This window comes from Pseudomonas sp. P7548, assembly GCF_013386585.1.
GTDB lineage: Bacteria > Pseudomonadota > Gammaproteobacteria > Pseudomonadales > Pseudomonadaceae > Aquipseudomonas.
The window spans coordinates 6,782-24,034 of the sequence record NZ_JACARO010000033.1 but is presented as its reverse complement, the minus strand read 5'-3'; the positions used below and the strand labels follow the sequence as shown (position 1 = coordinate 24,034).

The following is a 17,253-nucleotide window of genomic DNA, read 5'->3' as shown; positions in this document are numbered from 1 at the left end:
CTGCCGGAGCAGGACGGCGTCATAGCCGTATTTGATGAAGAGAGCCTCTGTCGCATCCAGCAGTCGAGTCTTGGTAACGTTTGGAGCGCTGAGTTTCTTCGCGACCATAGGGGTTCCACGTGGGAAATATTGTTTTAAAAAATAATTTGATTTTTTATACCGGGGCGGCCTTTCGAAAGCAAGTAGTGACACTGCGCCATACTACTAAAAGCCTGTATAAACGGGCACATTGCCCCTAGCCGAGGCATTTTTTTGCCCCCTGGAGCGGCCGCTGGAAAAATCATTTCAAAGGGTAAAACCGCTCTACATCCATGGCTGGCGGAGCGCCTGGAACGCGGTTACTATTCAAACAATATTTTAAAAACAAGAAATAAAACCAGTCCGTGACGCGTACCAGGCAGCTCCCGAACTTGTTACAAGGATTTTCCGGGGGCATGGCGGCACCGTCGAGACTGCAGGCGTAGTCATGATGACAGATACCCCCGCGCACCCAGGCTTGATCTCCCTGCAAGGCATCGGCAAGCGTTATCAGCTGGCCGGGCAAGAACTGTCCATTCTCAATGATGTGTGCCTGTCCATCGCCAAAGGTGACAGCTGCGGCATCCTCGGTGCCTCCGGCTCCGGCAAAAGCACCCTGCTCAACATTCTCGGCCTGCTGGACCTGCCCAACTGCGGCAGGTATCACTTTGCCGGGCACGATATTTTCAGCGCCAGCCCCGACCAACTGGCCGCGATCCGCAACCAGCAGATCGGTTTCGTGTTCCAGAGCTTCAACCTGCTGCCGCGCCTCAGTGCCCTCGACAACGTCGCCCTGCCCCTGAGCTACCGTGGCGTGTCACGTCATGAGTCGGTGGAACAGGCACTGCGCATGCTCGAACAGGTCGGCCTGGCCGAACGCGCCCACCACCGCCCCGCCGACCTCTCTGGCGGCCAGCGCCAACGCGTGGCGATTGCCCGGGCACTGGTGGGCAAGCCCTCGGTGATCCTCGCCGACGAACCCACCGGCAACCTCGACAGCACCACCGCCCAGGAGATCATGGACCTGCTCCTGGCCCTGAACCGCGAGCAACAGGTGACGCTGATCATCGTCACCCACGACCCCCACATCGCCGAACGCCTGGACCGCAAGATCCTGGTGCGCAATGGCGTGGTGCAAGAGGCCGGGTGCCTATGAGCCTGCGGGTCGAACAAAGCCTCAGCCAGTTGCTGCATGAAGCCTTCATCAGCCTGCGTACCTTGGGCAAACGTTCGATCCTGGCACTGCTGGGCATCGTCATCGGCAGTTCCTCGGTGGTGGCCCTGATCAACATCGGCCACAACGCCGCAGTCGACGCGGCAATGATTTTCAAGGACATGGGCACCGACACCCTGGTGGCCCAGTTCCCCCCCAAGGGCAACAGCCCCGCCACGATGCGCGCCAGCCTCGATCTTGAAGCGGTGCGCCAGGCCGTACCGGGCATTGCCCACATCGGCGCGCTCACCCTGTTCAGCGGGCCCATGGTTTTCCATGGCCGCACCGCCAATGCGAATTTTGTCGGGACAACACCGGACATCAAGGACGCCATGCGGATTGTCGTGCGCGAAGGCCGTTTCCTGTCCGCGTTCGACGCCAATGAAACCTATGGCGTGATCGGTGACCAGCTCGCCCAGGCCCTGGGCGTCCCCGGCGACCCGGTCAAACTGGGTGACCGGGTGCGCATCAACGACTATCTGTTCCTGGTGATCGGCATTCTCCACAGCCAGCCACGCGCGATATTGATGCCGGTACAAGCCAACGAATCGCTGTTCATCCCCGCCGAGGGCATGCGCCGTATCTACGCCTCGCCGCAGATCGGCAACGTGATCATCCGCGCCACGCCCGGCCAGGACATGGAACGCATCGCCCGCGACGCCAGCGCTGCCCTGCAGCGCCAACTCACCGACCACACGGTCGACATCCAGGTACCCCAGCAAATGATCGACGGCATGACACGGCAAAGTCGCACCTTTGCTTATCTGTTGCTGGCCCTGGGGGCTATCTCGCTGGTGGGCGGCGGCGTAGGGGTGATGAACGTGATGCTGATGAACGTCTCGGAGCGCCGCCGTGAAATCGGTATCCGCATGGCGCTGGGCGCGCGCCAGCGCGACATCCGCAACCTGTTCCTGCTTGAAGCAGTGACCCTGACCGCCGTGGGCGCAGCGTGTGGCGCAGTGATCGGCATGACCGCGGCCTGGCTCTATGCGTGGATGTCGGGCTGGGCCTTTGCCTTGGCCGCAGCCGCCCTGCCCCTGGGGGTGGGCAGTACCTTGCTGGTGGGTTTGTTCTTCGGCATCTACCCGGCGGTTTCGGCCTCCAAGTTGCAGCCAGTGGAGGCCCTGCGCGATGAATAAAGGCCTATTGCTTGCCCTCGCCCTGGCAAGCCTGCCCTGCGTGGCCGCCGACGTGGTGATCAACCCTTCGGCCCCCAGCAGCACCCGCAGCGGCTATGACCGGGGCGTCTCGCTGAACGCCCAGGTCACCACCCTGACCCTGGGCGATGCGGTGTACCTGGGCTTGCGCAACAACCCGGCGATTCGCAGCGCGTACCTGCAGCGGGTGGCGCAGAAGTTCGACCTGCGTGTGGCCGAAGACACGTTCAACCCCAAGCTCACCCTCAACAGTTATTACCGCAGCACCCGCGGCTCGGCGGACAACGCACGCAACGCCAACCTGGCGCCGAACGCCACCCTGCTCGGCGAGTACGGCACGCGCCTGAGCATGGCCTGGACCCAGCAACTCAACAACGCCGACCGCGCCGGCCGCTACCGCAGCGATGGCCTGGACCTGGCGATCATCCAACCGCTGATGCGCGGCGCCGGCTGGGACGCCACCACCGCGCCGCTGCGCCTGTCACGCCTGTCGGAACAGGCCAACCGCCTGAACCTCAAGGCCACCGTGGCGCAGACCATCAGCCAGATCATCGCCACCTACCGCGAACTGCTGCGCGCCCAGGAACAACTGAGCATCGTGCAGGACGCCCTCAAGCGCTCCAACACCTTGCTGGAGGTGAACAAGGCGCTGATCAGTGCCGGGCGCATGGCCGAGTTCGAAATCGTGCAGACCGAAGCCGATATCGCCACCCAGCAACTGGGTGTCGAAGAGGCCCAGAACCAGCTCGACACCAGCCGCCTGGCGCTGCTGCGCTTGCTGGCACTGGACCTGTCGACACCGATCCGCGCCAGCGAAGCCCTGGAGGCCAAGCCGATGGTCATCGATAAACGCCAGGCCTTCAACCTGGCGCAGACCCAACAGCCGGAGTACCTCGCCGCCCTGCTCGGCAGCCAGCAGGCCGACCTCAACCTGGTGATCGCCAAGGACTCCGGACGCTGGCAAGTGGACCTGGTGGCCGGCGCCAACCAGGTACGCGACGCCTACAATAACGACGCTGGCAACACCAACAACCGCACCTGGGACAGCTACGCCGGGGTGCAGGTGCAGATCCCCATCGGCGACATCAGCACGCGCCAGGCCGAAGTGCGTGCGCGGGTCAATGTGGAGGACCAGGAGATCCGCATCACCGACGCACGCCAGGAACTGGAACGCAGCGTCAACGACGTGGTGCGCGACCTTGGCACCCGCTGGCGACAATATGAAATCTCCCAGCGTGCGGTGGAGTTGTCGCGGCGCAAGATCCAGATCGAACGGGAAAAACTCAGCGCCGGGCGCTCCACCAACTTCCAGGTGCTGAGCTACGAGACCGATTTGCGCAACGCCGAAAACGCGCAGCTCAATGCGCTGATCGCTTATCTGAACGCCCAGACCCAGCTCGACTTGACCCTGGGCATGACGCTGGAAAGTTGGGAAATTGCCCTCAATGACTACTAAAAACAAACGCCTGCTGGCTGCTGTGTCGATCGTGCTGCTGGCGGGTGCGGGCATCGCCGTGCTGAGCCTGCGCAGCCCTGCCGCCAACCCGGCCGGCACGACCGAGCAATGGCTGGCGGTGAAGCCGGACCCGTTGGTGCATCAGATCGGCTTGGTGGGCAAGATCGAACCCGACACGACCATCACCCTCACGGCGCCGTTCGACGGCAATGTACAGGTCAACCTGGTGGAACAGGGCCAGCGTGTGGAGGCCGGCCAGGTGTTGTTGCGCATGGATCCGTCGACCCTCGAAGTGCAACTGCGCGATGCCTTGTCCGCCCAACTCAAGGCCCGGCGTACCGTGCAGGAAATGCAGGATTGGGACAGCGGCACAATCGTCAGCCGCGCGCGCCGCACCCTGCGCACGGCGCAAATGACAGCCGACAATAACCAGCGCAGGCTCACCGAAAGCGAGAACCTGTTCAAGCGCGGCATCATCCCGCGCAATGAGCTGGACGACCTGCGGCAACAAACCCAACAGCAGCAACTGGACCTGGCCTCGGCACGCAGTGAACTGCAACAGGCGCTGGACCAGGGCAAAGGCGAATACCGTCAGATCGCTGACATGGAGCTGACCAACGCCACGGTGAAATACGACGCCCTGCACAAACTGCTCGATGGCCGCGAGGTCAAGGCGCCGTTTTCCGGGATCGTGGTACCGGCTCCCGGTAATAGCAGTTCGTCCCAAGGCGGCGGCAACAACAATGCACCCGTGCAGGCCGGCAGCAAGGTAAGCCAGGGTCAGGTGCTGTTCGGCCTGGCCAATATCGAACGGCTCAAGATCGTCGCCAAAGTCTCGGAGCTGGACATCAACCAGTTGCACCAGGGCCAGGCGGTGGAGGTGATGGGCGACGGGTTCGACGGTGAACGGCTGACCGGCTCCGTCAGCGTGGTCAGTGGCCTGGCGATTGCCGGCGACAGCCAGGGCAGCGCACAGTTTCCGGTGACCCTGTCGATTCCCAAGCTCACGCCACAGCAGTTGCAGCGGGTACGGCTGGGGATGAGTGCGCGGTTGACCATCGTCACCTACAACAATGAGCAGGCGATGGTGGTGCCGGCGCAAGCGATCAACGGGGGTGAAGTGGAGTATCGGGAGGCGATGGATAAGCCGGTTGAGCGGGTGAAGGTGACAACCGGGCAGTCCACACCCCAAGGCGTCGAAGTGTTCGGCCTAAAACCCGGCTTCGTGAAGATCGGAAGCTGAAACGCCGATCCCCTGTGGGAGCTGGCTTGCCTGCGAATGCGGTGTGTCAGTCAACACATCCATCACTGACACACTGTATTCGCGAGCAAGCCCGCTCCCACATTTAGATGTGTGTCAGCCGGGCGGCCAGGGCTTTGGCTTGCAGCGCCACATCAGTGACCGCTGTGCTTTCCCACCACATCCCGCGCAGCGGTGGGCCCATGGCGAACAAGCGCTGGCTGACCTGCCCCTGCGCATCCACCACAGCACCTGATGGGTCCGCCGCGATCCCCAACGCCAATGGCCCAGGCTTGATCAACCCGCGCTTGAGCAACTGCTGCGGCAACGGCCGAGCCACGCGGCGCCAGTCGTATTCGATGCCGCTGGAGTTGATCAACGCCGCGCCCGACACTTGGGTAAACGCCTGCTCGCCCCGATAGCGCAGGCGAATGGTCACGCCGTTGGCCGACGCTTCCAGCCCTTTGTACGACGCTGCCTGAATGCGCAGGCGCCCTTCCCCATGCAAGCGCGCCACCAGCTGAGCGCTCAGCGGCGGCGAGCGGTGGTGATGGCTCTCCCACCACGGCCGCACATGGCGCACGAACTGGCGTTTTTCCCGTTCGCTGGCCTGGCTCCACAAGCGACCGATATGCGCCCGTACTGTGTCCAACGGCGCTTGCCAATCGATGCCCTGGGCGATCGCGATGCGGCACTGGCGGCGCACTTCGCGCAACAATTGCAGCGGGCTGCGCAAGCCGTGATCCTCGGCGAGAAAATCCACCCAGCTCGGCGGTTGCCGGCGCACGTGGGGCAACAGCCCATGACGCGAGAACACCTCGATCGGCCCACGGTGCCCGGCCTGTTCCAGCGAGACCACGGCATCCACCATGGTCAGCCCCGAACCGATGATCAACACGGGCGCCTGTGGGTCGATCTGGCGCATGGCCTGGACGTCCCACGGGTCGACCGATGCGGCGTTCAAACCGCTGGATTCGGTTTGTGGCGTGCGCGCCGCCGGGAACATTCCGGTGGCCAACACGGCATAGTTGCCGCGCAATTGCTGGCCGTTGTCCAGGGTCAGCAACGTAGAGGCTTGATCCACTTGCAGGTCGACCACTTCTGCGCGCACATGCTCGACCGTCGACGCCGACAGCGCCTTGGCCTCGCTCAGGCGTTGCTGCGCGTACAAGCCGAAAATCCCGCGTGGCGGGAACAGTTCGCTGATGGGCACGTGCTGCTGGTCCGACTCCGGCCAGCCACCGGCGCCGATGTAGTCGGTGAGCCATTGGGTCAGGTCATCGGCATTGTCCGGGTCAACGCTCATGCGCGCCGCATTGCCGTTCAGGGTGTGGCCCAGCTCGACAGCGCTGTAGGCCTCGCCACGGCCAAGTTCGGCGCGCGGCTCGATCACCAGGATCTGGCGTTGGCCAGGCAAGCGCAGCAGTTGCACCGCCAGCATCGTGCCGCTCAGCCCGCCGCCGATGATCAGGACATCAGCGTTGCGGATGGATTCAGTCATGCAAATTCGCCCTTACTGTTTACCCAGATAAATATCATGCACATCGCCCCGCGCCAGCAGTTCGGCCGCGCTGCCACTCAAGGCCACCCGCCCAGTATCCAGCACGTAGCCATGGGTCGCATAGGTGAGCGCGACGTTGATGTTCTGTTCGGCGATCAAAAAACTCACCTGCTGCTCGCGATTGAGCTGCGCGATAATCTCGAAAATCTCCTGCACGATCATAGGCGCCAACCCCATGGACGGCTCGTCGAGCAGCACCAACGTCGGGCGCGTCATCAGCGCACGGCCAATGGCGACCATCTGTTGCTCGCCTCCGGAGGTCAGCCCGGCCCGGGTGTGGCGCTTGGTCTTGAGCCGGGGGAACCAGCTGTAAATTCGCTCCAGGTCCTGCTCCATGGCCTTGCGGCTCAGGCGCCGCACAAAGCCGCCGCTGCGCAGGTTGTCTTCCACGGTGAGTTGGCCGAAGACATGACGGCCTTCCAACACGTGGACCATGCCCTGGCGCACGCGCTGGCTGGGGTCGATGCCGGCCAGGTCGGCGCCAGCGTATTCGATGGAACCTCGGCTGACTTCGGCGCGCTCAGCGCGCACCAGCCCCGAGATCGCCTTGAGCGTGGTGCTCTTGCCTGCGCCATTGGCCCCCAGCAACGCGACAATCGCACCCTTGGGCACCTGCAGCGACACCCCGGCCACGGCGAGGATCGCGCCGTCGTAGATCACTTCGATATCGTTGACCGTCAGCAGCGACGGGCTCCCAAGCTCAATGGCGGGCAGGCTCATGGTTTATTCATCCCCGGTGCAGGTGCGCGGCGTCAGGCCTTTTTCCTTGGCGAACGCGGCGGACTTTTCATCGATCAGTGGGCGCAGCAACGCGCGGTCGGCGGCGATCCAGTCGCTGATCAGCGTCCAGTGGGCACCGTCCCACTGCTGCACCCGCGCCGAACCGCCACCTTCGTGGTCACGGCACGACAGCTTGAGGTTCTGCATCAGGCCGAAGTAGCCCATGGCCTTGAGGCGTGCGTCGTCGATATTCAAGTGTTCCAGACCCCAACGGCCTTCTTCGCCATTGAGCGGGCGCTTGCCGAACTTGGCTTGGGCGGTGCGGATCGCTTCCACCGCCACGGCGGCATTCACCAGGCCGGAGTTGTAGTAGACGCTGCCGAAGTTTTTCAGGTCCTTGAGGTCGCTGTGGCCCTTGTCGAGGATGTATTGCTTGAGGCGCTTGTGGATCTCGAAGTCGGCACCGGCCGGGTATGGCGTGAGCGCCAGGTAGCCTTTGGCGGCGGCGCCGGCGGGCAACACGTCCTCGCTGGAACTGGCCCAGATATCGCCGATGATGTGGTCCACCGGGAAACCAAAGCGTGCCGCAGTCTTCACCGCCACCGGGGTGGATACGCCCCAGGTACGCAGGAAAACCCAGTCCGGGTTGGCCTGGCGTACCTGGCGCCATTGCGCGGATTGCTCGTTGCCCGGGTCGGCCACCGGAATCTGGATGTTCTCGAAACCGTATTTCTCAGCGAGCAATTTCAGCGGGCCGAGGGTTTCGCGACCGTAGGCCGAGTCGTGGTAGACCGTGGCGATCTTCTTGCCCTTGAGCTTGTCGAAACCGCCCTCGCGCTGGGCAATGTAGTTCACCAGGGTGGAGGCCTCGCTGTAGAAGGTCAGCATCACCGGGAAGTTATAGGGGAATACGGTGCCGTCGGTGGCTTCGGTGCGGCCATAGCCGAGGGTGATCAGCGGGATCTTGTCCACTTCGGCCCGCTCGCTCAAGGCATAGGCCGCCGGCGCGCCGTTGGGCTGGTACACCGCGACCGGCGCGCCATCCAGGCCATTCTTGAAGCGCTCATAGCACTCGATGCCCTTCTCTGCCGTCCACTCGGTCTCGCATTCCTGCCACACCAGTTTCACGCCGTTGATGCCGCCTTCGACCTCGTTGATGTAGCGCAGGTAGTCGATCATGCCGGCCCACACCTGCACGCCGCTGGAGGCGTAGGCGCCGACGCGGTAGGTGGCCAGGGGAATGAATTGCTGGTCCGGCGAGGCGATTGCCTGAGGGACAGCACCCGCCAAAGCAGCCAGCGCGAATGCAGCGCCGACCAGGGATCGTTTCAAGGATGCACGCATGAGAGTTCTCTTATGGGTCAAAAACGTAGGGGCCACTGACGTAGCCGGTCGCGAAGGTTGTGCAACAGGCGAATCAAGCCCTCGGGTTCCTTGATGAGGAACACGATGATCAACACGCCAAAGATGATTTTCTGCAGGTTCTGCAATTGCCCTGCGTCCACCGCCCCACCGAACAGCGCCTGCCCGGCATGGCTGAGAAAGATCGGCAACAGGCTGATGAAGGCCGCGCCGACAAAGTTGCCGGCGATGCTGCCCATGCCGCCGATAATGATGATGAACAGGATCTGGAATGACCGGTTGATATCGAAGCTGCTGGCGCTGGCCGTGCCCAGGTAGGCGAAGGCCCACAGCGCGCCGGCGATGCCGAGGTAGAACGAACTGACGGCAAACGCCAGGCGCTTGTAGCGCGCGACCGGAATGCCGACCACGGCAGCGGCGGTGTCCATGTCTCGGATCGCCATCCAGTTGCGCCCCACCTGGCTGCGCACCAGGTTGACGGCGGTCCAGGTCAGCACCAGCACCGTCACCAGGGTCAGCAGGTAGCGGCCCAGCGGTGTGTTGAGGTCTTGGCCGAACAAGGAGAGTTTCGGCGCAGAAATGGTGCCCGACGAGCCGTAGTTGTAGAACCAGGGGAACTTGACGAACAGCCACTCCAGGAAAAACTGCGCGGCCAGGGTGGTGACCATCAGGTAGAAGCCCTTGATCCGCGAGCTGGGCAAGCCGAACAACAGCCCGACCAACGCACTGATGACCCCACCACCGAGCAGCGCCACCGGCAAGCCCAGTTCCGGCAGGCGCAGCAAGAACCCATAGGTGGCAAACGCGCCGACGGCCATGAAACCGGCAGCGCCCACCGAGGTTTGCCCGGTGTAGCCGGTCAGCAGGTTCAGGCCCAACCCGGCCAGGGACAACACCAGGAACGGGATCAGGATCGCATTGAGCCAGTAGTCATTGCCCCACAGCGGCACCACGCCAAACGCCAGCGCCAACAGTCCCAGCAGGCTCCAGGGCACGCGCCGCTGGATCAGCAGCAATGGCGCGGTTTCTTGAACAACAGGAATCGACATGGTTTCAGACTCGCTCGATGGCGCGCTCGCCGAACAGGCCGGCGGGACGGATGTACAGGAAAGCCAGGGCCAGCACGTAGGCGAACCACGGGGTGATGCCGCCGCCGATCAACGGGCCGATGTACACCTCGGCCAGGTTCTCTGCCGCGCCCACGATCAACCCGCCGACAATCGCCCCGCCAATCGAGGTGAAGCCGCCGATGATCAGCACCGGCAAGGCCTTGAGCACCACCAGCGACAACGAAAACTGCACGCCCTGGCGCGCGCCCCAGAGCAGCCCGGCCACCAGCCCGACGATGCCAGCCACCGCCCAGACGATCTGCCAGATGCGGTTGAGGTTGATACCGATGGACAACGCCGCCGTGGTGTCATCCGCCACGGCGCGCAGCGACACGCCGATGCGGGTCTTGTTGAACAGCAGCGCCAGTACCGTCACCAGCACCACCGCCGCTGCGGCGGCCATCAGGTCGAACTGGCTGAGCATCAGCGGGCCGACAAACAACGGCACGTCGTCGATGCCCAGGTCCAGGGCGCGTACCTGCGAGCCCATCAAGCCTTGGGCCAGGCCTTCGATGATGAACGAGAGGCCCAGCGTGGCCATGAACAGGGTGATCTGCGAACGGTTCACCAGCGGCCGCAACACCAGGCGCTCGATCAGCAAGGCGCCGACGATCATCACGATCACGGTCAGCAGCAATGCCAAGGCAAACGGCACACCCTGATCGTGCAGGCTCACGAACGTCAGGGCCGCAAACAGCAGCATCGAGCCCTGGGCAAAATTGAACACGCCGCTGGCCTTGTAGATCAGTACAAAACCGATGGCGACCAGGGAGTACATGGTGCCGGCGAGCAGGCCGCCGAGCAGGGTTTCAAAGAAGAAGGTCATGCGTGCACCGTCCCCAGATAAGCCGCGATCACGTCGGGGTTGGCCTGGACGTCGGCGGGCGTACCGTCGCCGACCTTGCGCCCGTAGTCGAGTACCACCACGTGGTCGGACAGGCCCATCACCACGCCCATGTCGTGTTCGATCAACACCACGGTGGTGCCGAGGTCGCGGTTCACGTCGGCGACGAAGCGCGCCATTTCCTGTTTCTCTTCGGCATTCATCCCAGCCATCGGCTCATCCAGCAGCAACAGGCTGGGCCCGGCGATCAGCGCCCGGCCCAACTCCACACGTTTTTGCAGGCCGTAAGAGAGGTTGCCCACCAGCACATCGCGGTGGGCTTGCAGCTCAAGGAATTCGAGGATGCCCTGGGCGCGTAGGCGGAAGGCTTCGGCCTCACGACGTGCGCGTGGCAGGCCCAGGGCCTGTTCGATAAAACGGCTGCGCATGTGTCGCGACAGGCCGGTGAGGATGTTGTCGATCACGCTCATCTTCTTGAACAGCGCGTTGTTCTGGAACGTGCGGCCGATGCCCCGGCGCGCGGCGCCCAGTGGGTCGATGCGGTGGAAATGCTGGTCTTCGAACACGATCTGGCCGGTGTCAAAGCGGTACACGCCGTTGAGCACATTGAGCAGCGAGCTTTTGCCCGCGCCGTTGGGCCCGATCAGCGCGCAGATTTCCCCGCGTGCGACCTCGAAGGACAAGGCATTGATGGCCTTGACCCCTTTGAACGACAGCGAGATATCCCGCACCTGGAGGATGGCGTGGCTCATGCGATGTCCCGTTTGAATTCGGCCAGCCAAGCGGGCTCGGGGGTGGTTTTGAGGGGTTGCCAGATATAAGCCAGGCGCTGGAAACCGAGCAGCTTGCGCACGCGGTTTTTCAGCAACCGGCGCAGGCCGCTCTGGGGGTGGGCAATGGCCCAGTCGCACAACCGTCGGCGCCAGGTGCCGTGGGGGGCCAGGCGGTGTTCGATTTCATCGGCCAGGTGTTGCAGGCGTTCGGCCGACAACAGCAAGCCGGTGGGGGCGACTTCGCGGCGATCGCGCTGCGCCGAGGCCAGGCTTTCCGGAAACGCCAGGCCGTGACCGCTGTTGAGCCATTGCTCCAGCAACACCGCCAGGCCGCCCTGCCAATGGGTGCCCTCTTCACTCCACAACGCGGTTTCACCGGTGGGTTGCCACCAGCGTGCGAGGTGTTGCGCAGGGTCCACCGGGCCGAGCAACTGGGCGAACGCCAGCAGGTTGGCGGACTGCCAATGCCGCACTTGCTGGCGGTCCTGGGTGAAGGAATGGGTGGGACGGATGCGCCACAGGTGCTGTTGCAGCGCCTCGGGGTCGAGGTTGTCGGCCAGGGTCAACACCTGCCCGCCGATGGATTGCGCGGCCAGGGCCAGCAGCAACAGATTGGGTTCGAACGCACCGCTCAAGGCCAGGCGCGACTGGTCGCTGAAGCCCTGTTGACGCAGGCCATCGGCCAGGCGCTCTACATCGCGCAAAGCGTCGATCCAGCGCCAGGCATACCACTGGCCCTGGCGCTTGTGGCGCAGGGCCGTGTGCAACGGTGTGATCTGCGCCCAGTGATGCAGTTGTTCCAGGGCCTTGGGCAGGTGGCCGAGCAGTTCAGCGGGCCATTCCACAGCCAGCGGGCGTTTGAGTTCGTGCACGCTCATAGGGAGGTTCTCCTATTGGGGTTATGTGCGTGCGGTGGTCCGCTGGCCGGGATCGATCAAACAATGAAGATCAAAATGTGGGAGCGGGCTTGCTCGCGAAAGCGTTGGGTCAGTCGACACAAAGGGTGAATGTCAGTCCGCATTCGCGAGCAAGCCCGCTCCCACATTGGTTTTGTGTAGGTTCGATAGGTTGCGGTAGCTGGCGCCCGGATGGTTCGCGCCCAACCGTGCACCGTCGCCAAACAGCTTTTCGCGCAAGGTGCCCTGGGCATACTCGGTCTTGTACACCCCGCGTTTCTGCAGCTCCGGCACGAGCAGGTCCACAGCGTCGATGAAGGTTTCGTGGGTCAGCGCGTAGGCCAGGTTGAAGCCGTCCACGTCGGTGTCTTCCACCCACTCCTGCAACAGGTCCGCCACGGTCTCAGGGCCGCCCACAAACAACGGGCCAAAGCCGCCAATGCCTACCCAATCGGCCAGTTCGTTCGGCGTCCAGACCTTGTTCGGGTCCGCCGTGGAGAAGGCTTCCACCGCCGATTGAATGGCGTTGGTGTGCACGTGCTTGAGCGGCTCGTCGGGCTTGAACTGGCTGAAGTCGATGCCGGTCCAGCCAGAGATCAGCGCCATGGCACCTTCATAGCTGACGTAGGATTTGTATTCGTCGAACTTGGCCTTGGCCTTGGCGTCGGTCTCGCCGACGATCACGGTCTGCAGGTTGAAGATCAGGATTTTTTTCGGATCACGCCCGGCCTCGGCCGCCCGACGGCGGATGTCGGCGACGGTCTTTTTCAGCAGCACCTTGGACGGCGCGGCAACGAATACGCATTCGGCCTGCTCGGCGGCGAACTGCTTGCCACGGCTGGACGCGCCCGCCTGGTAGAGCACCGGTGTGCGTTGGGGCGACGGCTCGCACAGGTGAATGCCGGGCACCTGGAAGTGTTTACCGACGTGGCGGATTTCGTGGATCTTGCTCGGGTCGCTGAAGATCCGCCGTTCGCGGTCACGCAACACCGCGCCCTCCTCCCAACTGCCTTCCCAGAGCTTGTAGCAAACCTCCAGGTATTCCTCGGCGTAGTCGTAGCGCGCGTCGTGTTCGGTCTGGGCTTTCTGGCCGAGGTTCTTGGCGCCGCTTTCCAGGTAGGAGGTGACGATGTTCCAGCCGATGCGGCCCTTGGTCAGGTGATCCAGGGTCGAGAGGCGACGTGCAAACGGGTACGGGTGTTCGAACGACAGCGAAGCGGTCAGGCCGAACCCCAAGTGCTCGGTGACCAGCGCCATCGGCGCGATCAGGGACAGCGGGTCATTGACCGGCACCTGCGCCGCCTGCCGAATCGCCGCGTCGCCATTGCCGTTGTACACGTCGTAGATGCCGAGCACGTCGGCGATGAACAGGCCATCGAACTTGCCACGCTCGAGGATCTTGGCCAGATCGGTCCAGTATTCCAGGTCCTTGTACTGCCACGAGCGGTCACGGGGGTGCGCCCACAGGCCGGGGGATTGGTGGCCGACGCAGTTCATGTCGAAGGCATTCAAGCGGATTTCACGGGCCATCAAAGCACTCCGTTGAGGTAGTAGTTGCCGACGATCCGGTATTTGGCACGCAAGGGATCATCAAGGCTCGACGGCAGCGCGGTGCGTTGGCCGGTCAGTTCGAATTCGGCGTTGCTGGCGGCAATCAGTGCTTCGGCGGCAGCGATCTGCGCTTCGGTGGCCGCGACGGGGCTAGGGTGGGTTTCGGCGCGGTCCAGCAGCGCGGCGGCCACGTCGACGCGGATCTGCAAGTCGCCGAAACGGCTGATCACGTAGGGGTCGTCGCTTTTTTCAACGTGGCGGCGGGTGCTGTCCAGCAACTGGCGCGCAAGGTTCAATGCGGTCATAGGGAGTCCTCAGTTCCAGGCGTGGCGCGCAGGCTTCACGCCGTTGAGCACGAAATTGCCGATCAGGTGATATTTCCAGCGCGCCGGGTCGTGCAGGGTGTGGGTGCGGGCGTTGCGCCAGAAACGGTCAAGGTTGTGCTTGCCGGTGACCGAGCGGGTACCGGCCAGTTCGAAGAGTTTGCTGCTGGCGAGCAAGGCGGTTTCGGCCGACAGCACCTTGGCCTGGGCGACCACCAACGAGGCCTGGGCCACGCTGTCTTCACTGGGTTCAGCGAGGGCGCGGTCTACGGCCAGGCCCGCTTTGGCGAGGATGGCTTCGGTGCCGTGTACGCGCCATTGCAAATCGCCGATGGCGGCGATGGTGAACGGGTCTTGCCAGCCGTGATCCTGCTGGCTGTCGATCCAGGGCCGCGCCTGGCGGGCATAGATCTTCGCCTGTTCAAGGGCACCGACGGCGATGCCAGTATCCACCGCCGCCTGGATGATCTGTGAAATCGGGCCGTTGGCCGTTGGCTGATCGAAGGCCAGGTGAGCCGGGATCACCGCGCTGCGCGGCACGGTCACGCCGTCGAGGGTGACACCGCCGCTGGCGGTGGTGCGCTGGCCGAAACCGTCCCAGCTGTCGATCACGTTCAAGCCTTGGGCATCACGCTCGATGAACGCGATAAAGGCCTGATCCTTTTCGTTGTTGCCGACCGTGGGCACGATATGAGCGAACAGCGCGCCGGTGCAGTAGAACTTCTCGCCGTTGATTTGCGCGGTATCGCCGTGGAAGCGAATCTGCGTGTCGAAGGTGCCGGCGTTTTTGCTCTTGGCTTCGGAAAAGGCGTTGCCGAAGCGATAGCCTTGCAGGACTTTGCCGAAGTAATACTGCTTTTGTTCCTCCGTGGCGGTTTGCAGCAGGATATCGACCACACCCAGGTGGTTCTGCGGAATCTGCCCCAAGGACGGGTCGGCAGCGGAGATCAACTTGATCACCTCGGCCACCGTCACATAGGACACCTCGGCGCCGCCATAGGCCTTGGGAATGGTGATGCCCCACAAGCCGCTGGCAGAGAACACGTCAAGCTCGGCCACCGGCAGGCGGCGTTCGCGGTCGCGCGCGCTGGCGTCGACGGCGAAACGCGCGGCCAGGCGGGTGGCGACCTCGATGGCCTCCGCGTCCGAGCGGATGATATGGGCAGGGTGTTGAGGGTGGGCTGACATGGGCCGACTCCAGGCTCCGATGGGATGACCTGGAGGATTGCAGGAGTCGTGCCTGAATTTATAACCTAATGAAATCAGTCAGTTGCTGACTAATCGGGTGTTTGTATGGCGTTTCAAACCAGCAAAGTGTCCATCCACTGTTGCCCGGCAAACAGTTAGATCACCACATTGCGCACGAAACGCACCGGCACGTCGCCGTCGTTGCGATAGCCGTGCACATGACGGCTGGCGAACATGTAGAACTCACCGGCGGCGACGCATTTGTCTTCATCGCCCACCAACAAGGTGAGACAACCTTCGAACACAAACAATTGCACGCTCCAGCCCTCCGGGTCGGGGTCGGGGCTGTAGCGATCGCCGGGTTCCAGGTGCATCTCCCACAACTCGACCTCGCGCCGCGCCGTGGCTTTGGCCAGCAACACCGCCTTGCTCCCGGGGATTTCACCGGCCCAGGCCAGTTCGTTGATGCGGCTGTGATCGGGGGCGTCCGGCGCCTGGATCAGGTCGCTGAACGCCACGTCCAACGCTTCGGCCACGCGGTCGAGGGTGGACAGGCTGACGTTCTTCTCCCCCGCCTCGATGGCCACCAGCATGCGCCGGCTGACCCCGGACTTTTCCGAAAGCGCGGTCTGGCTCAAGTCAGCAGCATGGCGCAGGCGACGAACGTTCTGGCTGACGTGCTGCAGGACCGAGGCCCGTTGTGGATTTTCTTTGTGCACTATATTGCTCAATGGGTGGGTGTGCGCAGTATACTGCCCAGCGTGCGGCGCATTGTGCGGTCCGTGCCTTTCCCTTGCAAGACCGAGCCGCCATGACCACGCCGAACGCCTCACCTCGTTTCAACCGTTTCAGTAAAGCCGAATGCATCCTGGTGGTGATCACCATGATCTGGGGCGGCACGTTTTTGCTGGTGCAGCATGCAATGACCGTCAGCGGCCCGATGTTTTTCGTGGGCCTGCGATTTGCGGCGGCGGCGATTGTGGTGGGCTTCTTTTCCCTACGCACGTTGCGTGACCTGACCGTGTTCGAGTTGAAGGCCGGGGTGTTTATCGGCGTGGCGATCATGTTTGGCTACGGGCTGCAAACCATCGGTTTGCAGACGATCCTCAGCAGCCAGTCGGCGTTTATCACCGCTTTATATGTCCCGTTTGTACCGCTGCTGCAATGGGTGGTGCTGGGCCGTCGCCCGGGCTTGATGCCGAGCATTGGCATCATGCTGGCGTTTACCGGGCTGATGCTGCTGACCGGGCCTGCGGGCGCTTCGCTGAATTTCAGCCCCGGCGAGATCGCCACGCTGATCGGCGCGGTGGCGATTGCCGCTGAAATCATCCTGATCGGCGCCTTTGCCGGCCAGGTAGACGTGCGCCGGGTGACCGTGGTGCAACTCGCCACCGCGTCGGTGCTGTCATTCATGATGGTGGTGCCGATGGGCGAGGCGTTGCCGGGGTTCTCGTGGTTGCTGCTGTTCAGTGCCGTGGGCCTGGGCCTGACCAGTGCGGTGATCCAGGTCGCGATGAACTGGGCGCAGCAAAGCGTTTCACCGACCCGAGCCACGTTGATCTATGCCGGTGAGCCCGTGTGGGCAGGCGTGGTTGGGCGAATTGCCGGTGAGCGCTTCCCGCCGATAGCAATGCTGGGTGCGGCGTTGATTGTGGCAGCGGTGATTGTGAGCGAGATGAAGACCAAGGGGCAGAGGGCGGCAGAGCGAGAGGATGCGTTGGAGCAGGAACGCATCGGTTAAGGCCCACCGAACACCCGGCTTTTGATCTGCTTTGCTTTTGACCTTGACCTTGACCTTGACCTTGATCTTGATCTTGATCCAAGGCGCCCCGTCAACCACGC

General features: G+C 63.3%; 16 protein-coding genes and 1 pseudogene. 5 read left to right on the top strand and 12 right to left on the bottom strand.

The genetic code is table 11. From position 1 onward, the window contains the following. A pseudogene (locus tag HX803_RS32730) lies at window positions 1-108 on the bottom strand (TetR/AcrR family transcriptional regulator); the annotation flags it as partial. 358 nt (window positions 109-466) lie between these two features. On the opposite strand from HX803_RS32730, the gene HX803_RS13720 reads away from it, so the two are divergent. From HX803_RS13720 to HX803_RS13705, 4 genes are read left to right on the top strand one after another with little or no spacing between them, the layout of a single operon-like run. Beyond that, complete coding sequence (locus tag HX803_RS13720; RefSeq protein WP_178921277.1) at window positions 467-1,174, top strand: ABC transporter ATP-binding protein; 708 nt, start codon at window positions 467-469, stop codon at window positions 1,172-1,174. Continuing rightward, window positions 1,171-2,370, top strand: coding sequence for an ABC transporter permease (locus tag HX803_RS13715; protein WP_178921275.1), 1,200 nt, complete (start codon window positions 1,171-1,173; stop codon window positions 2,368-2,370). The genes HX803_RS13720 and HX803_RS13715 overlap by 4 nt, the downstream gene beginning before the upstream one ends. Continuing rightward, window positions 2,363-3,844 carry a TolC family protein gene (locus HX803_RS13710; protein WP_178921273.1) on the top strand — a complete coding sequence of 494 codons (1,482 nt, stop codon included), beginning with the start codon at window positions 2,363-2,365 and terminating at the stop codon, window positions 3,842-3,844. Before HX803_RS13715 ends, HX803_RS13710 begins: the two co-directional genes overlap by 8 nt. Further along, a complete protein-coding gene (locus HX803_RS13705; RefSeq protein ID WP_178921271.1) occupies window positions 3,834-5,087 on the top strand; it encodes an efflux RND transporter periplasmic adaptor subunit in 1,254 nt (417 codons plus the stop codon). The genes HX803_RS13710 and HX803_RS13705 overlap by 11 nt, the downstream gene beginning before the upstream one ends. A gap of 103 nt (window positions 5,088-5,190) precedes the next feature. Here HX803_RS13705 and HX803_RS13700 read toward each other — a convergent pair whose 3' ends face one another. The 11 genes from HX803_RS13700 to HX803_RS13650 form a co-directional block, all read right to left on the bottom strand. Continuing rightward, window positions 5,191-6,585 carry an FAD/NAD(P)-binding protein gene (locus tag HX803_RS13700; RefSeq protein WP_178921269.1) on the bottom strand — a complete coding sequence of 465 codons (1,395 nt, stop codon included), beginning with the start codon at window positions 6,583-6,585 and terminating at the stop codon, window positions 5,191-5,193. 12 nt (window positions 6,586-6,597) lie between these two features. After that, window positions 6,598-7,365, bottom strand: coding sequence for an ABC transporter ATP-binding protein (locus tag HX803_RS13695; protein WP_178921267.1), 768 nt, complete (start codon window positions 7,363-7,365; stop codon window positions 6,598-6,600). Window positions 7,366-7,368: 3 nt separating this feature from the next. Further along, on the bottom strand, window positions 7,369-8,709 hold the full coding sequence (locus HX803_RS13690) for an ABC transporter substrate-binding protein (protein WP_178921265.1): 1,341 nt from the start codon (window positions 8,707-8,709) through the stop codon (window positions 7,369-7,371). A gap of 17 nt (window positions 8,710-8,726) precedes the next feature. Further along, complete coding sequence (locus HX803_RS13685) at window positions 8,727-9,776, bottom strand: branched-chain amino acid ABC transporter permease (protein ID WP_178921263.1); 1,050 nt, start codon at window positions 9,774-9,776, stop codon at window positions 8,727-8,729. A 4-nt stretch (window positions 9,777-9,780) separates the two neighbouring features. After that, window positions 9,781-10,662: a branched-chain amino acid ABC transporter permease gene (locus HX803_RS13680; protein WP_178921261.1), complete on the bottom strand. Its 882-nt coding sequence runs from the start codon at window positions 10,660-10,662 to the stop codon at window positions 9,781-9,783. Next, window positions 10,659-11,432: an ABC transporter ATP-binding protein gene (locus HX803_RS13675; RefSeq protein ID WP_178921259.1), complete on the bottom strand. Its 774-nt coding sequence runs from the start codon at window positions 11,430-11,432 to the stop codon at window positions 10,659-10,661. Before HX803_RS13675 ends, HX803_RS13680 begins: the two co-directional genes overlap by 4 nt. Next, a complete protein-coding gene (locus HX803_RS13670) occupies window positions 11,429-12,331 on the bottom strand; it encodes an AMP-binding protein (RefSeq protein ID WP_178921257.1) in 903 nt (300 codons plus the stop codon). Before HX803_RS13670 ends, HX803_RS13675 begins: the two co-directional genes overlap by 4 nt. A 132-nt stretch (window positions 12,332-12,463) precedes the next feature. Further along, entirely contained in the window at window positions 12,464-13,879 is a 1,416-nt protein-coding gene (locus HX803_RS13665; protein ID WP_178921255.1) for an LLM class flavin-dependent oxidoreductase, read from the bottom strand. Next, window positions 13,879-14,205 (bottom strand): acyl-CoA dehydrogenase, encoded by a 327-nt coding sequence (locus HX803_RS13660; RefSeq protein ID WP_178921253.1) that lies wholly within the window; start codon window positions 14,203-14,205, stop codon window positions 13,879-13,881. The genes HX803_RS13665 and HX803_RS13660 overlap by 1 nt, the downstream gene beginning before the upstream one ends. 9 nt (window positions 14,206-14,214) lie before the next feature. Next, window positions 14,215-15,411 carry an SfnB family sulfur acquisition oxidoreductase gene (locus HX803_RS13655; protein WP_178921251.1) on the bottom strand — a complete coding sequence of 399 codons (1,197 nt, stop codon included), beginning with the start codon at window positions 15,409-15,411 and terminating at the stop codon, window positions 14,215-14,217. 155 nt (window positions 15,412-15,566) lie between these two features. Next, window positions 15,567-16,130, bottom strand: a complete 564-nt coding sequence (locus HX803_RS13650; RefSeq protein WP_178921250.1) for an XRE family transcriptional regulator — start codon at window positions 16,128-16,130, stop codon at window positions 15,567-15,569. A 92-nt stretch (window positions 16,131-16,222) separates the two neighbouring features. On the opposite strand from HX803_RS13650, the gene HX803_RS13645 reads away from it, so the two are divergent. After that, window positions 16,223-17,152, top strand: coding sequence for a DMT family transporter (locus HX803_RS13645; protein ID WP_178921248.1), 930 nt, complete (start codon window positions 16,223-16,225; stop codon window positions 17,150-17,152). The last annotated feature ends 101 nt before the right edge of the window (window positions 17,153-17,253 follow it).

Coding starts and splice junctions, on each gene's coding strand:
- HX803_RS13720 (WP_178921277.1), top strand. CDS start 467: ATGATGACAGATACCCCCGCGCACCCAGGCTTGATCTCCCTGCAAGGC.
- HX803_RS13715 (WP_178921275.1), top strand. CDS start 1,171: ATGAGCCTGCGGGTCGAACAAAGCCTCAGCCAGTTGCTGCATGAAGCC.
- HX803_RS13710 (WP_178921273.1), top strand. CDS start 2,363: ATGAATAAAGGCCTATTGCTTGCCCTCGCCCTGGCAAGCCTGCCCTGC.
- HX803_RS13705 (WP_178921271.1), top strand. CDS start 3,834: ATGACTACTAAAAACAAACGCCTGCTGGCTGCTGTGTCGATCGTGCTG.
- HX803_RS13700 (WP_178921269.1), bottom strand. CDS start 6,585: ATGACTGAATCCATCCGCAACGCTGATGTCCTGATCATCGGCGGCGGG.
- HX803_RS13695 (WP_178921267.1), bottom strand. CDS start 7,365: ATGAGCCTGCCCGCCATTGAGCTTGGGAGCCCGTCGCTGCTGACGGTC.
- HX803_RS13690 (WP_178921265.1), bottom strand. CDS start 8,709: ATGCGTGCATCCTTGAAACGATCCCTGGTCGGCGCTGCATTCGCGCTG.
- HX803_RS13685 (WP_178921263.1), bottom strand. CDS start 9,776: ATGTCGATTCCTGTTGTTCAAGAAACCGCGCCATTGCTGCTGATCCAG.
- HX803_RS13680 (WP_178921261.1), bottom strand. CDS start 10,662: ATGACCTTCTTCTTTGAAACCCTGCTCGGCGGCCTGCTCGCCGGCACC.
- HX803_RS13675 (WP_178921259.1), bottom strand. CDS start 11,432: ATGAGCCACGCCATCCTCCAGGTGCGGGATATCTCGCTGTCGTTCAAA.
- HX803_RS13670 (WP_178921257.1), bottom strand. CDS start 12,331: ATGAGCGTGCACGAACTCAAACGCCCGCTGGCTGTGGAATGGCCCGCT.
- HX803_RS13665 (WP_178921255.1), bottom strand. CDS start 13,879: ATGGCCCGTGAAATCCGCTTGAATGCCTTCGACATGAACTGCGTCGGC.
- HX803_RS13660 (WP_178921253.1), bottom strand. CDS start 14,205: ATGACCGCATTGAACCTTGCGCGCCAGTTGCTGGACAGCACCCGCCGC.
- HX803_RS13655 (WP_178921251.1), bottom strand. CDS start 15,411: ATGTCAGCCCACCCTCAACACCCTGCCCATATCATCCGCTCGGACGCG.
- HX803_RS13645 (WP_178921248.1), top strand. CDS start 16,223: ATGACCACGCCGAACGCCTCACCTCGTTTCAACCGTTTCAGTAAAGCC.